Origin of the sequence: Pseudomonas sp. M20, assembly GCF_045037865.1 — a bacterium.
Classification (GTDB): Bacteria; Pseudomonadota; Gammaproteobacteria; order Pseudomonadales; family Pseudomonadaceae; genus Aquipseudomonas.
Genome location: NZ_CP173611.1, coordinates 6,422,934 through 6,442,461 on the forward strand (window position 1 = coordinate 6,422,934; position 19,528 = coordinate 6,442,461).

Genomic DNA, 19,528 nt, shown 5'->3' on the forward strand with positions numbered 1-19,528 from the left:
TACGACAGTGCCACGTTCTCTGAAAAAAGGTCCTTTTATTGATCTTCACCTACTGAAGAAGATCGAAGTGGCGGCGGAAAAGAACGATCGCAAACCAATTAAGACTTGGTCGCGTCGTTCGATGATCCTGCCACAGATGGTCGGTCTGACCATCGCCGTACATAACGGTCGTCAGCACGTCCCAGTTCTCGTGAACGAAGACATGGTCGGCCATAAACTGGGCGAGTTCGCCGGTACCCGCACATATCGTGGGCACGTGGCTGACAAGAAAGCCAAGCGTTAAGGGGTTAGGAAATGGAAGTAGCCGCTAAGTTGTCGGGCGCTCGAATCTCCGCCCAGAAAGCCCGCTTGGTCGCCGACCAGATCCGCGGGAAGAAGGTGGGCGAAGCGCTCAACTTGTTGGCTTTCAGCAGTAAGAAAGCCGCCGAGATCATGAAGAAAGTGCTGGAGTCGGCCGTAGCCAACGCCGAGCATAACGAAGGCGCAGACGTTGATGACCTTAAAGTCAGCACCGTTTTCGTCAACGAAGGGCGTTCGCTGAAGCGCATCATGCCACGTGCCAAAGGCCGTGCTGATCGCATCGTCAAGCGGTCTTGCCATATCACTGTCAAGGTTGCTGACAAGTAACGGAGTCGAAGAGATGGGTCAGAAAGTACATCCCATTGGCATTCGCCTGGGAATCGTCAAGGAGCACACCTCCGTCTGGTACGCAGACGGTCGGACTTATGCGGACTATTTGTTCGCAGATCTGAAAGTGCGTGAGTATCTCCAAGACAAACTAAAAAGCGCGTCCGTAAGCCGTATCGATATCCATCGTCCGGCCCAAACTGCACGTATCACCATCCACACCGCTCGTCCGGGTATCGTTATCGGGAAGAAAGGTGAAGATGTTGAGAAACTGCGTCAGGACCTGACCAAGCAAATGGGTGTGCCTGTGCACATCAATATCGAAGAGATCCGCAAGCCGGAGCTCGACGGTATGCTGGTTGCGCAGAGCGTAGCTCAGCAGCTGGAGCGTCGTGTAATGTTCCGTCGCGCTATGAAGCGCGCCGTTCAGAACGCCATGCGCATTGGTGCCAAAGGCATCAAAATCCAAGTGAGCGGTCGTCTCGGCGGTGCTGAAATCGCACGTACTGAATGGTATCGCGAAGGTCGTGTGCCATTGCACACCCTGCGTGCCGACATCGACTATGCCAACTACGAAGCTCACACCACTTACGGTGTGATCGGTGTAAAGGTTTGGATCTTCAAAGGCGAAGTAATTGGTGGTCGCCAAGAAGAGCTGAAACCACAAGCACCAGCGCCTCGTAAAAAAGCTGCTAAGTAAGGGGTACGCCAAATGTTGCAACCTAAGCGTACGAAGTTCCGCAAGCAGATGACAGGCCACAACCGTGGTCTGGCTCAGCGCGGTAGCAAAGTCAGCTTCGGCGAGTTCGCGCTGAAGTCTGTAGCTCGTGGTCGTCTCACCGCTCGTCAGATCGAGTCAGCGCGTCGTGCTCTGACCCGTCACGTTAAACGTGGCGGCAAGATCTGGATCCGTGTATTCCCGGACAAGCCTATTTCCAAGAAGCCACTCGAAGTTCGGATGGGTAAAGGTAAGGGTAGTGTGGAGTACTGGGTTGCCCAGATTCAGCCAGGCAAAGTCCTGTATGAAATCGAGGGTGTTTCTGAAGAGCTGGCGCGTGAGGCTTTTGCCCTGGCTGCTGCAAAGCTGCCGCTCGCCACCGCCTTTGTTAAACGGACGGTGATGTGATGAAAGCGAATGAACTTCGTGAAAAATCCGCACAGCAGCTGAACGAGCAACTGCTCGGCTTGCTGCGCGACCAGTTCAATCTGCGTATGCAGAAAGCAACTGGCCAGTTGGGGCAGTCTCATCTGCTCTCGCAAGTTAAGCGTGACATCGCTCGCGTGAAGACTGTGCTCAACCAGCAGGCAGGTAAGTAATCATGGCTGAAGCCGAAAAAACTGTCCGTACGCTGACTGGCCGTGTTGTCAGCGACAAGATGGACAAAACCATCACCGTACTGATCGAGCGTCGCGTTAAGCACCCGATCTACGGTAAATACGTTAAGCGTTCGACTAAGCTGCACGCGCACGACGAAACCAATCAGTGCCACATCGGCGACAAAGTCACTATTCGTGAAACTCGTCCTTTGGCCAAGACCAAGTCTTGGGCGCTGGTTGATGTTCTCGAACGCGCTGTGGAAGTCTAAGGACTAGGGGTCGGAGAAATTATATGATTCAGACTCAATCCATGCTCGATGTGGCCGATAACAGCGGCGCTCGCCGCGTTATGTGCATCAAGGTGCTGGGTGGCTCCCATCGTCGTTACGCTGGTATCGGTGACATCATCAAAGTTACCGTGAAGGAAGCAATTCCTCGCGGTAAAGTGAAAAAAGGCCAAGTGATGACTGCTGTTGTAGTCCGCACTCGTCACGGCGTACGTCGTGCTGATGGCTCCATTATCCGCTTTGATGGCAACGCTGCTGTTCTTCTGAACAACAAGCAAGAGCCGATCGGCACCCGTATCTTTGGGCCAGTGACCCGTGAACTTCGTACTGAGAAGTTCATGAAGATCGTCTCGCTCGCCCCAGAAGTGCTGTAAGGAGATCCGACATGCAAAAGATTCGTCGTGACGACGAGATCATCGTGATCGCCGGCAAAGACAAAGGTAAGCGCGGTAAGGTGCTTAAGGTTCTTGCTAATAACCGTCTGGTTATTGGTGGTCTGAACCTGGTCAAGCGTCATACCAAGCCTAACCCGATGTCGGGCGTACAAGGCGGTATCGTCGAAAAAGAAGCTCCACTGGACGCTTCTAACGTCGCCATTTTCAACGGCGAAACCAACAAGGCTGACCGCGTTGGTTTCAAAGTAGAAGACGGCAAGAAAATTCGTGTCTTCAAGTCGACCCAAAAAGCGGTTGATGCTTGAACACTGCTAGGTAGAAGACCATGGCACGACTAAAAGAGATTTACTGGAAGGAAATCGCACCGAAGCTTAAGGAAGAACTTAAGCTTTCGAACGTGATGGAAGTTCCACGCGTTACAAAGATCACCCTGAACATGGGTCTGGGCGAAGCTGTTGGTGACAAGAAAGTCATCGAGCATGCTGTTGCTGACCTGGAAAAGATCACCGGCCAAAAAGTCGTTGTGACCTACGCTCGTAAATCCATCGCTGGCTTTAAAGTCCGTGAAGGATGGCCGATCGGCGTCAAGGTGACTCTGCGCCGTGAGCGTATGTATGAGTTCCTGGATCGTCTGCTGTCGATCTCCCTGCCTCGGGTTCGCGACTTCCGCGGCCTGAATGCCAAGTCCTTCGATGGTCGTGGTAACTACAGCATGGGCGTGAAAGAGCAGATCATTTTCCCGGAAATCGACTACGACAAGATCGATGCTCTCCGCGGTCTGGACATTACCCTGACCACCACTGCCAAGAACGATGATGAAGGCCGCGCTCTGCTGCGTGCTTTCAAATTCCCGTTCCGCAACTGATTGGAGTAGGAAAATGGCCAAGAAGAGCATGAAAAACCGTGAGCTGAAGCGTCAGCTCACTGTTGCCAAGTACGCCACCAAGCGTGCAGCGCTGAAAGCTATCATCGTCGATCTGAACGCAAGTCCAGAAGCGCGTTGGGAAGCTACCGTAGCACTGCAGAAGCAACCACGTGACGCAAGCGCTGCGCGCATGCGTAACCGTTGCCGCCTGACTGGTCGTCCGCACGGCGTTTACCGCAAGTTCGGCCTTGGCCGTAACAAGCTGCGTGAAGCTGCAATGCGTGGTGACGTACCAGGTCTGGTTAAAGCCAGCTGGTAATTGCTGTCAAAGTCTCGATGTTCGGGTTCGCAAGAACCTGACCATCGGTGGCCTTGAATCTGAATCAAGCCCCTTTTGGGGCTTGATTCATTTCTGGGGTGTGTCTAGAATGACCGGCTCGCCTGAGCCCGTGTTTTTCATACCCGGAAGTTCTCGGCGACAAGTAGTAGCCGCAAGGCTAATTTTTCTGTATTAGGAGCGTCTAGCCCATGAGTATGCAGGACCCGTTAGCGGACATGCTAACTCGAATCCGTAATGCCCAGATGGCTGAAAAGTCTGTCGTAAGCATGCCGTCTTCCACGCTGAAGGTGGCTGTAGCAAAAGTCCTGAAGGACGAAGGTTACATCGCGGATTTTCAGATCACCACCGACGCTAAGCCGTCGTTGTCCATCGAGCTGAAGTACTTCGAAGGCCGTCCGGTTATCGAAGAAGTGAAGCGCGTTAGTCGTCCAGGCCTGCGTCAGTACAAGTCCGTTGAAGATCTGCCGAAAGTTCGTGGCGGTCTTGGCGTGTCTATCGTCTCCACCAACAAAGGTGTGATGACGGATCGTGCTGCGCGCGCTGCCGGTGTCGGCGGCGAAGTTCTTTGCACTGTGTTCTAAGGGGGGATAAGCATGTCTCGCGTCGCTAAGAACCCCGTTAAGCTGCCAGCCGGTGTCGAAGTAAAATTCGCAGGCCAACAGCTTTCGGTGAAGGGTGCCAAGGGCACTCTTGAACTGAACATCCATTCGTCCGTTGAGATCGTTGAAGAAGCTGGTGAGCTGCGTTTCGCTGCTCGCAATGGCGATCAACAAACTCGCGCAATGGCCGGTACCACGCGTGCGTTGGTAAACAACATGGTCCAAGGCGTAAGCCAAGGCTTCGAGCGCAAGCTCCAGCTGGTCGGTGTTGGTTACAAGGCGCAAGCAAAAGGCACGGTTCTGAACCTGGCCCTTGGCTTCTCGCACCCAGTGGATTACGAACTGCCGGAAGGCATCACCGCTGAGACTCCTAGCCAGACCGATATCCTGATCAAGGGCATCGATAAGCAGCTGGTAGGTCAAGTGGCCGCTGAGATCCGCGACTTCCGTCCACCAGAGCCGTACAAAGGCAAAGGTGTGCGCTACGCGGACGAAGTCGTCCGTCGTAAAGAAGCCAAGAAGAAGTAGGGCATAGCAAATGACCGACAAAAAAGTTACTCGACTGCGTCGCGCTCGCAAAGCACGCCTGAAAATGCACGAACTCGAAGTCGTGCGTCTCTGCGTGTTCCGCTCGTCGCAGCACATCTACGCCCAGGTCATCTCGGCCGACGGCAACAAAGTCCTGGCAAGCGCCTCGACTTTGGATAAAGAACTGCGTGATGGCGCCACTGGCAACATCGACGCGGCCACAAAGGTTGGCCAGCTGGTCGCTACGCGTGCTAAGGCCGCTGGCGTCTCGCAAGTGGCTTTCGACCGCTCTGGCTTCAAGTACCACGGCCGCGTTAAAGCGCTGGCTGATGCTGCTCGTGAAGCTGGGCTGGAGTTCTAAGTTATGTCAAATAACGACCAAAAGCGCGACGAAGGCTACATTGAGAAGCTGGTTCAAGTTAACCGCGTAGCCAAAACCGTTAAAGGCGGCCGTATCTTCACTTTCACTGCGTTGACCGTGGTTGGTGATGGTAAAGGGCGTGTTGGCTTCGGCCGTGGCAAGTCGCGTGAAGTGCCTGCTGCGATCCAGAAGGCAATGGAAGCTGCTCGCCGCAACATGATCCAAGTTGATCTGAACGGCACCACTCTGCAGTACGCAATGAAGTCCGCTCACGGCGCTTCGAAGGTGTACATGCAGCCTGCTTCTGAAGGTACCGGTATCATCGCTGGCGGCGCTATGCGTGCTGTCCTCGAAGTTGCTGGCGTTCAGAACGTTCTGGCCAAGTGCTACGGCTCGACTAACCCGGTAAACGTGGTTCACGCCACTTTCAAAGGTTTGAAGGCTATGCAGTCTCCTGAATCCATTGCCGCCAAGCGTGGCAAAAGCGTCAAGGAGATCTTCTGATCATGGCTACCGTAAAAGTAACGCTGATCAAAAGCATGACCGGCCGCATCCCTAACCACAAACTGTGCGTTAAGGGTCTGGGTCTGCGTCGCATCGGTCACACTGTAGAAGTCCAGGATACTCCCGAGAATCGCGGGATGATCAACAAGGCTTACTACATGCTGCGTGTCGAGGGTTAATCGATGAAACTCAATGATCTGAGTCCAGCGCCGGGTTCCCGTCGTGAAAAGCATCGTCCGGGCCGTGGTATCGGTAGCGGTTTGGGTAAGACTGGTGGCCGTGGCCACAAAGGTCAGACCTCCCGCTCCGGTGGCACCATCGCTCCAGGCTTTGAAGGCGGTCAACAGCCGCTGCATCGTCGCCTGCCGAAGTTCGGTTTCGTTTCCCTGAAAGCCATGGATCGCGCAGAAGTGCGTTTGTCCGAGCTGGCTAAAGTGGAAGGCGACATCGTCACCGTGCAGTCCCTGAAAGATGCCAACGTGATCAACGTCAACGTACAGCGTGTGAAAATCATGCTGTCCGGTGAAGTGACTCGCGCTGTCACTATCGGCAAGGGAATCGGCGCCACCAAAGGTGCGCGTGCGGCTATCGAAGCAGCTGGCGGCAAGTTCGAGGAATAAATGGCTAAGCAAGGTGCTCTCTCTGCGCTCGGCAAAGGCGGTATGTCTGAACTCTGGGCTCGTCTGCGTTTTCTGTTCCTGGCGATTATCGTCTACCGAATAGGCGCACACATCCCGGTTCCAGGTATCAACCCGGACCGACTCGCAGACCTGTTTCGACAGAATGAGGGGACCATTCTTAGCTTGTTCAACATGTTCTCCGGCGGCGCGCTGGAACGGATGAGCATCTTTGCACTGGGGATCATGCCGTACATTTCGGCTTCGATCATCATGCAACTGATGACCGCCGTCAGCCCGCAGCTGGAGCAGTTGAAGAAGGAAGGTGAAGCTGGCCGTCGCAAGATCAGCCAGTACACCCGCTACGGCACCGTCGTCCTCGCTCTTGTTCAGGCTATTGGCATGTCCATTGGTCTGGCGGGGCAGGGCGTTGCGTTCACTGGTGACTTTGGCTTCCATTTCGTCGCGGTATCCACTTTTGTGGCTGGTGCGATGTTCATGATGTGGCTAGGTGAGCAGATTACTGAGCGTGGTGTAGGTAACGGTATCTCGATGTTGATTTTTTCGGGTATCGTCGCCGGTCTTCCGAGAGCAATCGGGCAGTCTTTCGAGTCTGCGCGTCAGGGTGATATCAACATCTTCGCCCTGGTTGCCATCGGTTTGCTGGCAGTAGCGATTATCGGTTTTGTGGTGTTCATTGAGCGTGGTCAGCGTCGTATCGCTGTTCACTACGCCAAGCGTCAGCAGGGCCGCAAGGTTTTTGCTGCGCAGACAAGCCACTTGCCGCTGAAAGTGAACATGGCTGGTGTTATTCCGGCTATTTTCGCGAGCAGCATTTTGCTGTTCCCGGCTTCGCTGGGTGCCTGGTTTGGTCAGTCTGAAGGTATGGGCTGGTTGCAGGACATCTCGCAGTCGATCGCTCCTGGTCAGCCGTTGAATATTCTGCTGTTTAGTGCAGGGATTATTTTCTTCTGCTTCTTCTATACGGCGTTGATGTTCAATCCGAAAGACGTAGCGGAAAACCTGAAGAAGTCCGGTGCCTTTATTCCGGGCATCCGTCCAGGTGAGCAGTCTGCGCGCTACATTGATGGCGTTCTGACTCGCTTGACCATGTTCGGTGCTCTTTACATGACGGCCGTGTGCCTGTTGCCCCAGTTCCTGGTGGTTGCAGCAAACGTTCCGTTCTACCTTGGCGGGACCTCGTTGCTGATCGTGGTCGTGGTTGTGATGGACTTCATGTCCCAAGTACAATCGCACCTCGTTTCGCACCAGTACGAATCCCTGATGAAGAAAGCCAACCTGAAGGGTTACGGCAGCGGCATGTTGCGCTGAGTACCCATAAGGTTCGAGGAGTTGGTGATGAAAGTTCGTGCATCGGTGAAAAAGCTGTGCCGTAACTGCAAGATTATTCGCCGCGAAGGTGTTGTTCGAGTAATTTGCAGCGCGGAACCGCGTCACAAACAGCGCCAAGGCTGAGTGTGATCCGCTTGAAGCCCGGCAGCTAGTGCGCTGCCGGGTTGATTATTTGTTATTACAGCGATATTATCTCGCGCCCTATTTCTTGGCTTCCGGGGCGTAGGTAGCTGTCAATTGGAGTCCCACTGAATGGCCCGTATTGCAGGCGTTAACATTCCAGATAACAAGCACACTGTTATCTCGCTGACCTACATCTATGGTGTCGGTCGCACTACTGCGCAGAAAATTTGCGCAGAGACTGGGGTAAACCCAGCCGCAAAGATCAAAGATCTGAGCGACGAGCAGATTGAGCAATTGCGTGGCGAAGTGGCGAAGTTCACCACTGAAGGTGACCTGCGTCGCGAAATCAACATGAAAATCAAGCGTTTGATGGACCTCGGTTGCTACCGTGGTCTGCGTCATCGTCGTGGTCTTCCAGTACGCGGTCAGCGTACCAAGACTAACGCGCGTACCCGTAAAGGTCCGCGTAAGCCGATCCGCAAGTAATCGCCCACGCGAATCGACAGGAAATTAATCATGGCAAAACCTGCTGCTCGTCCTCGTAAAAAAGTTAAAAAGACAGTGGTTGATGGCATCGCCCACATCCATGCTTCTTTTAACAACACAATCGTGACCATCACCGACCGTCAAGGTAACGCGCTTTCTTGGGCTACCTCTGGTGGTTCGGGTTTCCGCGGTTCCCGCAAGTCCACCCCGTTTGCTGCTCAAGTAGCTGCTGAACGTGCTGGTCAAGCTGCGCTGGAATATGGCCTGAAAAACCTCGACGTCAACGTCAAAGGTCCAGGTCCAGGTCGTGAATCCGCAGTCCGCGCTTTGAACGGCTGTGGCTACAAGATCGCCAGCATCACCGATGTGACGCCAATCCCGCACAACGGGTGCCGTCCGCCGAAGAAGCGCCGCGTGTAATCCAGGAGATTGTAAAGAATGGCTCGTTACATTGGTCCAAAATGCAAACTCGCTCGTCGCGAAGGCACCGATCTCTTCCTGAAGAGCGGCGTGCGCGCGATCGAATCGAAGTGCAACATTGAAGCAGCACCTGGTATCCACGGCCAACGCCGCGGTCGCCAGTCCGACTACGGCACCCAACTGCGTGAAAAGCAGAAGGTCCGTCGTATCTACGGCGTTCTCGAGCGTCAGTTCAGCGGCTACTACAAAGAAGCTGCTGGCAAGAAAGGTGCAACCGGTGAAAACCTGCTGCAACTGCTCGAATGCCGTCTGGACAACGTTGTATATCGTATGGGCTTTGGTTCGACTCGTGCCGAATCCCGTCAACTGGTATCGCACAAGTCGATCAGCGTTAACGGTCAGACCGTAAACGTTCCGTCGTATCAGGTTCGTGCTGGTGACGTGGTTGCAGTTCGCGAGAAAGCAAAAAACCAACTTCGCATTGTCCAAGCTCTCGATCTGTGTGCCCAACGTGGCCGCGTAGAATGGGTAGAAGTAGACACTGAGAAGAAGTCGGGCGTTTTCAAGAACGTTCCTGCTCGCAGTGATCTGTCCGCCGACATCAACGAAAGCCTGATTGTCGAGCTCTACTCCAAGTAAGGGCTAGAAAATAGGTGCATCCATGCAGATTTCGGTAAATGAGTTCCTGACACCCCGCCATATTGATGTGCAGGTTGTCAGTCCAACCCGCGCCAAGATCACACTCGAGCCTCTCGAGCGTGGTTTTGGCCACACCCTGGGCAACGCGCTGCGACGCATCCTGTTGTCCTCAATGCCCGGCTGCGCAGTAGTCGAGGCCGAGATTGACGGTGTGCTCCACGAGTACAGCGCCATCGAAGGTGTACAGGAAGACGTAATTGAAATCCTGTTGAACCTTAAAGGTCTGGCCATCAAGCTGCACGGTCGTGACGAAGTTACGCTGACCTTGTCGAAGAAGGGTTCGGGGGTGGTTACCGCTGCCGATATTCAGCTGGATCATGATGTCGAGATCGTTAACCCCGATCACGTAATCGCTAACCTGGCGTCTAACGGCGCCCTGAACATGAAGCTCACCGTAGCTCGTGGTCGTGGTTATGAACCAGCAGACTCGCGTCAGAGCGATGAAGACGAAAGCCGCAGCATCGGTCGCTTGCAGCTTGACTCTTCGTTCAGCCCGGTTCGCCGTATCGCATACGTGGTGGAAAACGCCCGTGTCGAGCAGCGTACTAACCTGGACAAGCTGGTTATTGATCTGGAAACCAACGGTACTCTGGATCCTGAAGAGGCTATCCGCCGCGCTGCAACCATTCTGCAACAGCAGTTGGCTGCGTTCGTCGACCTCAAAGGTGACAGTGAGCCAGTGGTTGTCGAGCAGGAAGACGAGATCGATCCGATCCTGCTTCGCCCGGTTGACGATCTGGAACTGACTGTACGTTCGGCTAACTGCCTTAAGGCGGAAAACATCTACTACATCGGTGACCTGATTCAGCGCACCGAAGTGGAGCTGTTGAAGACTCCGAACCTGGGCAAGAAATCCTTGACTGAAATCAAGGACGTTCTGGCCTCCCGCGGTCTGTCCCTCGGCATGCGCCTCGACAACTGGCCGCCTGCAAGTCTTAAGAAGGACGACAAGGCGACTGCCTGATCGTCGTAATCACCGAACGTAGTGTTTGGTAAGGAATGAACCATGCGTCATCGTAAAAGTGGTCGTCACCTGAGCCGCACCAGCTCGCACCGCAAGGCCATGTTTCAAAACATGGCGGTGTCGCTGTTCGAGCACGAGCTGATCAAAACTACTCTGCCAAAAGCCAAAGAACTGCGTCGCGTTGCTGAGCCGCTGATCACTCTGGCCAAGACAGACAGCCTGGCTAACCGCCGTCTGGCTTTCGACCGTACTCGTTCGAAAGCTATCGTTGGTAAGCTCTTCAACGACCTGGGCAAGCGTTACGCTACCCGTGAGGGTGGCTACCTGCGCATCCTCAAGTGCGGTTTCCGCACTGGCGACAACGCACCTATGGCGTACGTCGAGTTGGTTGATCGTGCTACTGCTGGCGAAGCTGTATCCGCCGAGTAAGACGTCAGTCTGAAACAAAGAACCGGGCCTAGTGCCCGGTTTTTTGTGCCTGCAAGAAAATGCGCTGTTCATACAAGCTTCTGACATGTCTCTCTTGTCACTATGGGCTGGGAAACATAATTAGTAATTATCTATCGATGTCTGCAAGTTAATGAATTTGTAGCTGTCACATGGATGATCGATACTTCCCAGCAAGCCGATTAGCCGGCAGTTTCAAGACTGACAGAGGAAGAAGACCGTATGAGCCAGATCAAAACGCTTACGACCGCCAGTGGCGCACCTGTCGCTGATAACCAGAATTCTCGCTCCGCCGGCCCGCGTGGCCCACTGCTGCTCGACGATTTTCACCTGATCGAGAAGCTTGCGCACTTCAATCGTGAAAACATCCCTGAGCGTCGTGTCCACGCCAAAGGCTCGGGTGCTTACGGTACGTTTACTGTGACTCGTGACATTACCGAGTACACCAACGCCAAATTGTTTGAATCTGTTGGCAAGCAAACACCGACGTTCCTGCGCTTTTCTACAGTGGGTGGAGAACGTGGTTCGGCAGATACCGAGCGCGATCCACGCGGTTTCGCGTTGAAGTTCTACACCGAAGAAGGCAACTGGGACATTGTTGGCAACAACACGCCCGTATTCTTCATCCGTGATCCACTTAAATTTCCTGACTTCATCCACACGCAAAAACGCTTGCCGCAAAGCAACCTGAAAAGCGCGCAGATGATGTGGGACTTCTGGTCACATTCACCTGAGGCGCTGCATCAGGTCACCATCCTGTTTTCTGACCGCGGCATTCCTGACGGCTACCGTCACATGCACGGCTTCGGCAGCCACACCTACAGCCTGATCAGCGCTAAAGGTGAGCGTCACTGGGTCAAATGGCACTACAAGACCAAGCAGGGCATCAAGAATCTGGCGCCGGCCGATGCAGCGCGGTTGGCCGGCACCGATCCGGATTACGCCCAGCGAGATCTGTTCGAAGCAATCGAGCGCGGTGAGTTCCCGAAATGGCGCGTGTGCATCCAGATCATGACTGAGGACCAGGCCGCGGCGCATTACGAGAACCCGTTCGACGTGACCAAGACCTGGTCGCAGAAGGAGTTCCCGCTGATCGAAGTCGGTGAGCTGGAGCTAAACCGCAACCCGCTGAACTACTTCGCTGAAGTCGAGCAGGCCGCGTTCGGCCCGAGCAATATGGTCCCAGGCGTTGGTCTCTCGCCAGACCGCATGCTGCAAGGTCGCGTGTTCGCCTATGCCGATGCTCACCGCTATCGCGTGGGTACCAATCACCAGCAGTTGCCAGTGAACGCGCCACGTAGCCCGGTGAACACTTACCAGCGCGACGGCTCGATGGCGTTCGGCAGCAACGGTGGTGCCGCGCCTAACTACGAACCGAACAGCTATACCGAAGCGCCGAAACAAGCTCCGCGTTACGCTGAACCTGCACTGGCCTTGAGCGGTGCTGCAGATCGCTACGATCACCGCGAGGATACCGATTACTACAGCCACGCCGGTGCGCTGTTCCGACTGATGAGCGACGAGCAGAGAGCATTGCTGGTCAGCAATATCGCTGGTGCCATGTCGGGCGTTTCCAGTGATGTGGTCGATCGTCAGCTGCAGCATTTCTACAAAGCCGACCCGGCGTATGGAGAAGCAATCGCAAAGCTGCTCAACGTACAGCTTAACGAAGTCTAAACGAGAAGCAGAACCGCCCTCATTTGGGCGGTTTTTGCGTTATTTAGGCTGCTTTTCTCAGAATATCTTCGCTTTTATTGCGCGTAACGGGTGACCTTCCAGTCAGGTTGGTTCAAACTACAGACTTTCAAGTAGGGAGATGTAGGGCGATGCAAGGCCACCCAGACGTAATCGATTACCTCAACACGTTGCTGACCGGCGAACTGGCCGCGCGTGATCAATATTTCGTTCATTCGCGGATGTATGAGGACTGGGGGTTCACCAAGCTCTACGAGCGAATCAACCACGAGATGGAAGAAGAGGCAGGTCACGCTGATGCGTTGATGCGCCGGATTCTGATGCTCGAAGGCACGCCGCGCATGCGTCCGGATGATCTGGATGTCGGCACCACTGTGCCGGAGATGCTCGAAGCCGATCTGCGCCTTGAGTACAAAGTACGCGCCGCACTGTGCAAAGGCATCGAGCTGTGCGAGCAGCACAAAGACTATGTCAGCCGCGAGATCCTGCGCGTTCAGCTCAACGATACCGAAGAAGATCACACCTACTGGCTGGAAAAGCAGTTGGGCCTGATCAAACTGATCGGTCTCGAGAACTATCTGCAATCCCACACTTCCTGATTGCAATCGATACCAAAAAGCCCCTGTCACTGATGAAGTGACAGGGGCTTTTTCATGCCCGGCGTTTAAGCCCGATCACGGATCAACAACGGCTTGAGGTAATGGCCGGTGTGAGATTGCTTCATCTCGGCCACATCTTCCGGCGTGCCGGTGGCAATGATCTGCCCACCTTTGGAGCCGCCCTCCGGCCCCAGGTCCACCAGCCAGTCGGCAGTCTTGATCACGTCGAGGTTGTGTTCGATCACCACCACGGTGTTGCCGTGGTCGCGCAGTCGATGCAACACATCAAGCAACTGCTGGATATCCGCGAAGTGCAGACCGGTGGTCGGCTCATCGAGGATGTACAGGGTCTTGCCGGTGTCACGCTTGGACAGTTCGCGAGACAGCTTGACCCGCTGCGCCTCACCGCCGGACAGCGTCGTCGCCGACTGTCCGAGCTTGATGTACGACAGACCGACATCCATCAACGTCTGCAGCTTGCGCGCCAGCGCCGGCACCGCATCGAAGAACTCCCTGGCTTCCTCGATGGTCATTTCGAGGGTTTCGTGGATGCTCTTGCCCTTGTATTTGATCTCAAGGGTTTCGCGGTTGTAGCGCTTGCTCTTGCACACGTCGCACGGCACGTAGATGTCCGGCAGGAAGTGCATCTCAACCTTGATCAGGCCATCGCCCTGACAAGCTTCGCAGCGACCGCCCTTGACGTTGAAGGAGAAACGCCCGGGGCCGTAACCACGGGAGCGTGACTCGGGCACACCGGCGAAAAGTTCACGGATCGGCGTAAACAGCCCGGTATACGTCGCTGGGTTAGAGCGCGGTGTACGGCCAATCGGGCTCTGGTCGATATCGACGACTTTGTCGAGATGCTCCAGGCCTTTGATGCTGTCGTGCGCTGCCGCTTCCAGGGTCGTCGCGCCGTTGAGCGCCGTGGCGCTGAGCGGGAAAAGCGTGTTGTTGATCAGTGTCGATTTGCCCGAACCGGACACGCCGGTGACGCACGTCAGCAGACCGATCGGGATATCCAGATCGACATTACGCAGGTTGTTACCGCGCGCCCCTTTGAGCGACAGATTTAGCTTCTTGTTGCGCGGTGTACGTTTGGCCGGCACTTCAATCTTCACCCGGCCTGAAAGGTATTTACCGGTCAGGGAGTCCGGATGCGCCATGACTTCGGCCGGCGTGCCTTCGGCAACGATCTGCCCGCCGTGCACCCCGGCGCCCGGGCCGATATCGACGACATAGTCAGCCAAGCGAATCGCATCTTCGTCGTGCTCGACCACGATTACCGTGTTACCGATGTCGCGCAGGTGCTTGAGCGTGCCGAGCAGTCGATCATTGTCACGCTGGTGCAAACCAATGGACGGTTCGTCGAGGATGTACAAAACACCCACCAGGCCAGCACCGATCTGGCTGGCCAGACGAATACGTTGTGCTTCACCACCGGAAAGGGTGTCAGCGCTGCGATCCAGCGACAGATAATCGAGACCGACGTTGACGAGGAACTGCAGACGCTCACGGATTTCCTTGAGAATCTTGTCCGCGATCTCGCCACGGCGGCCGGTCATCTTCAGCTGGCCGAAGTATTCGCAAGCATCGCCGATAGGCAGATTGGTCACTGCCGGCAATGTCTTCTCGCCAACCCATACGTGCCGCGCTTCACGACGCAGGCGAGTGCCACGGCAATCCGGGCAGGACTGAGTGCTGAGGAACTTGGCCAGCTCTTCACGAACGCTCGCCGACTCGGTCTCGCGGTAGCGACGCTCAAGGTTGGGCACGATGCCTTCGAACGGGTGAGAGCGTTTGACGATATCGCCACGGTCGTTGAGGTATTTGAAGTCGACGTTTTGCGAGCCGCTGCCATGCAGGATGAATTTCTGCTGATCGGCCGGCAGTTCGTTGAACGGTACTTCGAGGCTGAAACCGTAGTGTGAGGCCAGTGAGCCGAGCATCTGGAAGTAATAGACGTTGCGCCGGTCCCAGCCGCGAATCGCACCCTCGGCCAAGGTCAGGTCGCCGTTGACCAGCCGTTTGATGTCGAAGAACTGCTTCACGCCCAAGCCATCACAGGTCGGGCAAGCGCCAGCCGGGTTGTTGAAGGAGAACAGCTTCGGCTCAAGTTCGCTGATGGCGTGGCCGCAGATCGGGCAGGCAAAGCGCGCGGAGAAAATCATCTCTTCACCCGGCTCATCGTCCATCGGCGCGACCAGTGCAATGCCGTCCGCCAGTTTCAGCGCAGTCTCGAAAGACTCGGCCAGGCGTTGCTGCAGATCGGCGCGTACCTTGAAACGGTCGACGATCACGTCAATCGAATGCTTCTTCTGTTTATCCAGTTTCGGCAGTTCGTCGAGCTCACAGATGCGGCCGTTGACCCGGGCGCGAACGAAACCTTGTGCGCGCAGCTCTTCGAAGACCGAAAGGTGTTCACCTTTACGCTCGCGGATCACCGGCGCCAGCAGCATCAGTTTGCTGCCTTCCGGTTGCGCCAGCACCAGGTCAACCATCTGACTGACCGTTTGTGCTTCCAGCGGAATGTCGTGATCCGGGCAGCGCGGCGTGCCCACGCGGGCGTAGAGCAGACGCAGGTAGTCGTAGATTTCGGTGATGGTGCCGACCGTGGAGCGCGGGTTGTGCGAGGTCGACTTCTGTTCGATGGAGATCGCCGGCGACAGGCCTTCGATGGTGTCGACGTCGGGTTTTTCCATCATCGACAGGAACTGGCGGGCGTAGGCCGACAGCGATTCGACATAGCGGCGCTGACCTTCGGCGTACAGTGTGTCGAAGGCCAGGGACGACTTGCCGGATCCGGACAGGCCGGTGATGACGATCAGCTTGTCCCGTGGCAGGGTCAGGTCGATGTTCTTCAGGTTGTGGGTACGGGCCCCACGTATCAGGATCTTGTCCAAAGTGGCCTCGCTCGGCGGGCGTCGAAAACGTAGGAGTATACGGGCAAATACTGGATGGATGCACACTATCAAACGAAGGGTTTTTTACCCTGGATGAAGAGAGTTTCATCTATACGCGTCAAAGCGTCGCGATCTACCCCGTCTTTCGATGGGACTGGTAGAATCGCCGCCGGTTCACACGAGGTTTTTCCATGCACGATCCCCACAGCGAACGCATGAGTGGCAGCGAGACCCGCGCGGCGAGCGGTCTGGCCCTGGTGTTCGCCTTCCGTATGCTGGGCATGTTCATGGTGTTGCCGGTACTGGCGACCTACGGCATGGATCTGGCTGGAGCGACCCCGGCGCTGATCGGGTTGGCCATCGGCGCTTACGGCCTGACTCAGGCGATTTTCCAGATTCCGTTCGGGATCATTTCTGACCGCATTGGTCGTCGCCCGGTGATTTACCTCGGGCTGATCGTCTTCGCGCTCGGCAGCGTGCTGGCCTCTCAGGCCGATTCGATCTGGGGCGTGATTGCCGGCCGGATCCTGCAAGGTGCCGGAGCAATCTCTGCTGCGGTCATGGCACTGCTCTCCGACCTGACTCGCGAGCAACATCGCACCAAAGCGATGGCGATGATCGGTATGACCATCGGCCTGTCGTTTGCCGTGGCCATGGTGGTCGGGCCACTGCTGACCCGTGCTTTCGGCCTTTCCGGATTGTTCCTCGCTACAGGTGGCATGGCGCTGGTCGGGATCCTGATCATCATGTTCATGGTGCCGCGCTCCACGGGCCCGCTGCAGCATCGTGAATCCGGTGTGGCGCGTCAGGCCTTGATGCCGACGCTCAAGCATCCGGACCTGCTGCGCCTCGACCTGGGCATCTTTGTGTTACATGCCATGTTGATGTCGAGCTTCGTCGCGCTGCCACTGGCACTGGTGGAAAAAGCCGGTTTGCCCAAGGAGCAGCACTGGTGGGTCTACCTCACCGCGCTGCTGATTTCGTTCTTCGCCATGATCCCGTTCATCATCTATGGTGAGAAGAAACGCAAAATGAAACGAGTTTTGCTCGGCGCCGTCATGACGCTGATGCTGACTGAGCTATTCTTCTGGCAGTTCGGCGACAGCCTGCGGGCTCTGGTGATCGGCACGGTGGTGTTTTTCACTGCGTTCAATCTGCTGGAGGCTTCATTGCCGTCGCTGATCAGCAAGGTTTCACCGGCAGGCGGGAAGGGCACGGCCATGGGCGTGTATTCCACCAGCCAGTTCCTCGGATCGGCACTCGGCGGGATACTCGGCGGCTGGCTGTTTCAGCATGGCGGTCTGTCGGTTGTGTTCCTTGGATGTGCCGGGCTGGCTGCACTTTGGTTGGCCTTTGCTGTTACCATGCGCGAACCTCCCTACGTGACGAGCCTGCGCTTGCCGTTGTCGCCCGAGGCGATCCGCGAAGCGGGTCTGGTCGAGCGCCTCAAGGCCCTCGTAGGGGTAACCGATGCAGTGATAGTTGCTGACGAAGCGGCTGTTTACATCAAACTGGACAAAGAATTAGTGGATCGCGACACCCTCGAACGCCTGGTGAACAACCCGGCCGGGGCTGCTTGCGAAGCCTAGGAGAACGTTATGGCCCGTGGGGTTAACAAAGTCATATTGGTCGGCACTTGCGGCCAGGATCCCGAAGTTCGCTACCTGCCTAACGGTAACGCCGTGACCAACCTGAGTCTGGCCACCAGCGAACAGTGGACCGACAAGCAAACCGGTCAGAAGGTCGAGAAGACCGAGTGGCACCGTGTTTCGATGTTCGGCAAGGTTGCGGAAATCGCCGGCGAATATCTGCGCAAGGGTTCGCAGGTTTACATCGAAGGCAAGCTGCAGACCCGTGAGTGGGAAAAAGACGGTATCAAGCGTTACACCACCGAAATCGTGGTCGACATGCAAGGCACCATGCAACTGCTCGGCGGCCGTCCACAACAGGGCGATCAACAAGGCGGTGGCAACAACTACCAGCAGTCGGCTCCATCTGCGCCACGTCAGCAGGCTCCCCGTCCGCAGCAGTCGGCTCCACAGCAGCGTTCGGCCCCGGCTCCACAACAGGCCGCACCGCAACCGGCTCCGGATTTCGACAGCTTTGATGACGATATTCCGTTCTGATTTGCTGTTGTAAACCGCTGCAAATAAAAAGGCCCGTCGCTTAAACGACGGGCCTTTTTGTTGGGTGAAAACTTATGGTCATCCCCGATCAACTGTAGGGGCGAGCAGGATCTGTGGTTCAGTCGAGGATCAGATGCGGCAGAAACCTGCTCGAATCTTTGGTGATCAGGCTGTTGTCTTCCCGTACACCAATCCCCGCTGCCTGATCGCCAATCACCCACGAACCGATCAGCGTGTAACTCTCACCAAACTTCGGAAGTGGCGCAAATTCTTGCAGGATAAACGGCGCATCAGTGTAGGGCCCGTCCTCTTTGACGATCAGACCATCAGCCGTTTGCAGCTCAATGTTGGCGCCTTCCCGGGAAAAGTACGGCTTGCGTACCCAGCCCTTGGGCACGATGCTGGCCGGATTCGGGTCGAGATGCGCCGCCAGCAGATTTGGATGGCCCTTGTGCATCTCCCACAGCAACGGCAGTGCCCCCTTGTTCGACAGGATCGCCTTCCACGCCGGTTCGAAAAACTGCGTATCGCACTCGGCAATCGCCGCGCCGAAGGGCTCGTGGAAGATGAATTCCCAGGCATGCAGTTTGAACAGGTGCGGAATCCAGCGATCTTCCAGGTCGACGAAACGCCCTTCAGCCGTCAAACCGATATCTTCAATATCGATGTGCCGTGATTCGATGCCGACTTTCTCGGCGATCAAGCGCAGGTAATCCGTGGTGCCCTTGTCTTCGACCGAGTCTTTCATCGAGGCAAAGTAGAACGGCCGCTTCAGCTGTAATTCGGCGAAGGCCCGATGCAACTGAGTGTCGATGCTGTTGAACTGGTCGGCATGACGCGGCAGCGTGCCGCGCTCGATGCATTGTTCCAGCCAGCCCCACTGGAACGCCGCTGCTTCATAAAGACTGGTCGGTGTGTCGTAGTTGAGCTCCAGCAGTTTTGCCGGGCCGTTGCCGCTGTAGGAAAAGTCCATGCGGCCGTACAGATGCGGATGACCTTCCAGCCAGGAGGTTCGGATCATGTCGTAGTACGGCGCCGGGATGCTCAGGCGACCCAGCAGTTCTTCGCTGTGCACCACACGGTCGACCAGGTCCATGCACATCTCGTGCAGTTCGGTGGTCGGATCCTCGAGATCGTTTTCGATTTGCGCGAGCGTGAACTGGTAGTACGCGCTTTCGTCCCAGTACGGCTCGTCGTCGATGGTGTGGAACATGAAGCCGAGGCTTTCGGCGGTCTGTTTCCAGTCGGGGCGCTCGGCGCAGAAGATCTTCTTCAT

General features: G+C 56.0%; 29 protein-coding genes. 27 read left to right on the plus strand and 2 right to left on the minus strand.

The window, feature by feature from the left end:
• Positions 1-7 precede the first annotated feature (7 nt).
• The 25 genes from rpsS (at position 8) to bfr (ending at position 13,226) form a co-directional block, all read left to right on the plus strand.
• Entirely contained in the window at positions 8-283 is a 276-nt protein-coding gene (gene rpsS, locus ACI514_RS28580) for a 30S ribosomal protein S19 (protein WP_003228731.1), read from the plus strand.
• 11 nt (positions 284-294) lie between these two features.
• Complete coding sequence (gene rplV, locus ACI514_RS28585; protein ID WP_003103908.1) at positions 295-627, plus strand: 50S ribosomal protein L22; 333 nt, start codon at positions 295-297, stop codon at positions 625-627.
• 13 nt (positions 628-640) lie between these two features.
• Complete coding sequence (gene rpsC / locus ACI514_RS28590) at positions 641-1,327, plus strand: 30S ribosomal protein S3 (protein WP_003176422.1); 687 nt, start codon at positions 641-643, stop codon at positions 1,325-1,327.
• A gap of 12 nt (positions 1,328-1,339) precedes the next feature.
• Positions 1,340-1,753, plus strand: coding sequence for a 50S ribosomal protein L16 (gene rplP / locus ACI514_RS28595; RefSeq protein WP_007896757.1), 414 nt, complete (start codon positions 1,340-1,342; stop codon positions 1,751-1,753).
• On the plus strand, positions 1,753-1,944 hold the full coding sequence (gene rpmC, locus ACI514_RS28600; protein WP_002555481.1) for a 50S ribosomal protein L29: 192 nt from the start codon (positions 1,753-1,755) through the stop codon (positions 1,942-1,944). The genes rplP and rpmC overlap by 1 nt, the downstream gene beginning before the upstream one ends.
• 2 nt (positions 1,945-1,946) lie before the next feature.
• The gene (rpsQ, locus tag ACI514_RS28605) at positions 1,947-2,213 is read left to right on the plus strand and encodes a 30S ribosomal protein S17 (protein ID WP_003176419.1); all 267 of its coding nucleotides are present in this window, start codon (positions 1,947-1,949) and stop codon (positions 2,211-2,213) included.
• 23 nt (positions 2,214-2,236) lie between these two features.
• A complete protein-coding gene (gene rplN, locus ACI514_RS28610; protein WP_002555479.1) occupies positions 2,237-2,605 on the plus strand; it encodes a 50S ribosomal protein L14 in 369 nt (122 codons plus the stop codon).
• A gap of 11 nt (positions 2,606-2,616) precedes the next feature.
• Complete coding sequence (rplX, locus tag ACI514_RS28615) at positions 2,617-2,931, plus strand: 50S ribosomal protein L24 (protein WP_003176416.1); 315 nt, start codon at positions 2,617-2,619, stop codon at positions 2,929-2,931.
• Between the two features lie 20 nt (positions 2,932-2,951).
• Positions 2,952-3,491: a 50S ribosomal protein L5 gene (gene rplE / locus ACI514_RS28620; protein ID WP_003176415.1), complete on the plus strand. Its 540-nt coding sequence runs from the start codon at positions 2,952-2,954 to the stop codon at positions 3,489-3,491.
• Positions 3,492-3,504: 13 nt separating this feature from the next.
• The gene (rpsN, locus tag ACI514_RS28625) at positions 3,505-3,810 is read left to right on the plus strand and encodes a 30S ribosomal protein S14 (RefSeq protein ID WP_007918460.1); all 306 of its coding nucleotides are present in this window, start codon (positions 3,505-3,507) and stop codon (positions 3,808-3,810) included.
• Between the two features lie 209 nt (positions 3,811-4,019).
• Positions 4,020-4,412, plus strand: coding sequence for a 30S ribosomal protein S8 (gene rpsH, locus ACI514_RS28630; protein WP_007918458.1), 393 nt, complete (start codon positions 4,020-4,022; stop codon positions 4,410-4,412).
• 12 nt (positions 4,413-4,424) lie between these two features.
• A complete protein-coding gene (rplF, locus tag ACI514_RS28635) occupies positions 4,425-4,958 on the plus strand; it encodes a 50S ribosomal protein L6 (RefSeq protein ID WP_003176412.1) in 534 nt (177 codons plus the stop codon).
• A gap of 10 nt (positions 4,959-4,968) precedes the next feature.
• On the plus strand, positions 4,969-5,319 hold the full coding sequence (gene rplR / locus ACI514_RS28640) for a 50S ribosomal protein L18 (protein ID WP_003186037.1): 351 nt from the start codon (positions 4,969-4,971) through the stop codon (positions 5,317-5,319).
• A 3-nt stretch (positions 5,320-5,322) separates the two neighbouring features.
• Entirely contained in the window at positions 5,323-5,823 is a 501-nt protein-coding gene (gene rpsE, locus ACI514_RS28645; protein ID WP_003186035.1) for a 30S ribosomal protein S5, read from the plus strand.
• Positions 5,824-5,825: 2 nt separating this feature from the next.
• On the plus strand, positions 5,826-6,002 hold the full coding sequence (gene rpmD, locus ACI514_RS28650) for a 50S ribosomal protein L30 (protein ID WP_003176408.1): 177 nt from the start codon (positions 5,826-5,828) through the stop codon (positions 6,000-6,002).
• A gap of 3 nt (positions 6,003-6,005) precedes the next feature.
• Positions 6,006-6,443: a 50S ribosomal protein L15 gene (gene rplO, locus ACI514_RS28655; protein WP_003228720.1), complete on the plus strand. Its 438-nt coding sequence runs from the start codon at positions 6,006-6,008 to the stop codon at positions 6,441-6,443.
• Complete coding sequence (gene secY, locus ACI514_RS28660) at positions 6,444-7,772, plus strand: preprotein translocase subunit SecY (protein WP_003228718.1); 1,329 nt, start codon at positions 6,444-6,446, stop codon at positions 7,770-7,772.
• A gap of 27 nt (positions 7,773-7,799) precedes the next feature.
• Entirely contained in the window at positions 7,800-7,916 is a 117-nt protein-coding gene (gene rpmJ, locus ACI514_RS28665) for a 50S ribosomal protein L36 (protein WP_002555468.1), read from the plus strand.
• A 129-nt stretch (positions 7,917-8,045) separates the two neighbouring features.
• Positions 8,046-8,402, plus strand: coding sequence for a 30S ribosomal protein S13 (gene rpsM, locus ACI514_RS28670; RefSeq protein WP_009045849.1), 357 nt, complete (start codon positions 8,046-8,048; stop codon positions 8,400-8,402).
• A gap of 30 nt (positions 8,403-8,432) precedes the next feature.
• On the plus strand, positions 8,433-8,822 hold the full coding sequence (rpsK, locus tag ACI514_RS28675) for a 30S ribosomal protein S11 (RefSeq protein WP_002555466.1): 390 nt from the start codon (positions 8,433-8,435) through the stop codon (positions 8,820-8,822).
• Between the two features lie 18 nt (positions 8,823-8,840).
• Complete coding sequence (gene rpsD, locus ACI514_RS28680) at positions 8,841-9,461, plus strand: 30S ribosomal protein S4 (RefSeq protein ID WP_003176404.1); 621 nt, start codon at positions 8,841-8,843, stop codon at positions 9,459-9,461.
• Between the two features lie 22 nt (positions 9,462-9,483).
• Positions 9,484-10,485 (plus strand): DNA-directed RNA polymerase subunit alpha, encoded by a 1,002-nt coding sequence (locus ACI514_RS28685; protein ID WP_003186012.1) that lies wholly within the window; start codon positions 9,484-9,486, stop codon positions 10,483-10,485.
• 42 nt (positions 10,486-10,527) lie between these two features.
• Positions 10,528-10,914, plus strand: coding sequence for a 50S ribosomal protein L17 (gene rplQ / locus ACI514_RS28690; protein ID WP_007918448.1), 387 nt, complete (start codon positions 10,528-10,530; stop codon positions 10,912-10,914).
• Between the two features lie 240 nt (positions 10,915-11,154).
• Positions 11,155-12,609 (plus strand): catalase, encoded by a 1,455-nt coding sequence (locus ACI514_RS28695; RefSeq protein ID WP_405122781.1) that lies wholly within the window; start codon positions 11,155-11,157, stop codon positions 12,607-12,609.
• A 149-nt stretch (positions 12,610-12,758) separates the two neighbouring features.
• Entirely contained in the window at positions 12,759-13,226 is a 468-nt protein-coding gene (gene bfr, locus ACI514_RS28700; RefSeq protein ID WP_007918444.1) for a bacterioferritin, read from the plus strand.
• Positions 13,227-13,291: 65 nt separating this feature from the next.
• Here bfr and uvrA read toward each other — a convergent pair whose 3' ends face one another.
• Positions 13,292-16,126 (minus strand): excinuclease ABC subunit UvrA, encoded by a 2,835-nt coding sequence (gene uvrA / locus ACI514_RS28705; RefSeq protein ID WP_160059618.1) that lies wholly within the window; start codon positions 16,124-16,126, stop codon positions 13,292-13,294.
• Between the two features lie 191 nt (positions 16,127-16,317).
• Here uvrA and ACI514_RS28710 point away from each other — a divergent pair, with 191 nt between their 5' ends.
• Both ACI514_RS28710 and ACI514_RS28715 read left to right on the plus strand, forming a co-directional pair.
• Positions 16,318-17,715, plus strand: coding sequence for an MFS transporter (locus ACI514_RS28710; RefSeq protein ID WP_405122782.1), 1,398 nt, complete (start codon positions 16,318-16,320; stop codon positions 17,713-17,715).
• Positions 17,716-17,724: 9 nt separating this feature from the next.
• A complete protein-coding gene (locus ACI514_RS28715) occupies positions 17,725-18,252 on the plus strand; it encodes a single-stranded DNA-binding protein (protein ID WP_127929967.1) in 528 nt (175 codons plus the stop codon).
• 118 nt (positions 18,253-18,370) lie between these two features.
• On the opposite strand, the gene ACI514_RS28720 is transcribed toward ACI514_RS28715, so the two are convergent.
• The gene (locus tag ACI514_RS28720) at positions 18,371-19,528 is read right to left on the minus strand and encodes a glutathionylspermidine synthase family protein (protein ID WP_160059616.1); all 1,158 of its coding nucleotides are present in this window, start codon (positions 19,526-19,528) and stop codon (positions 18,371-18,373) included.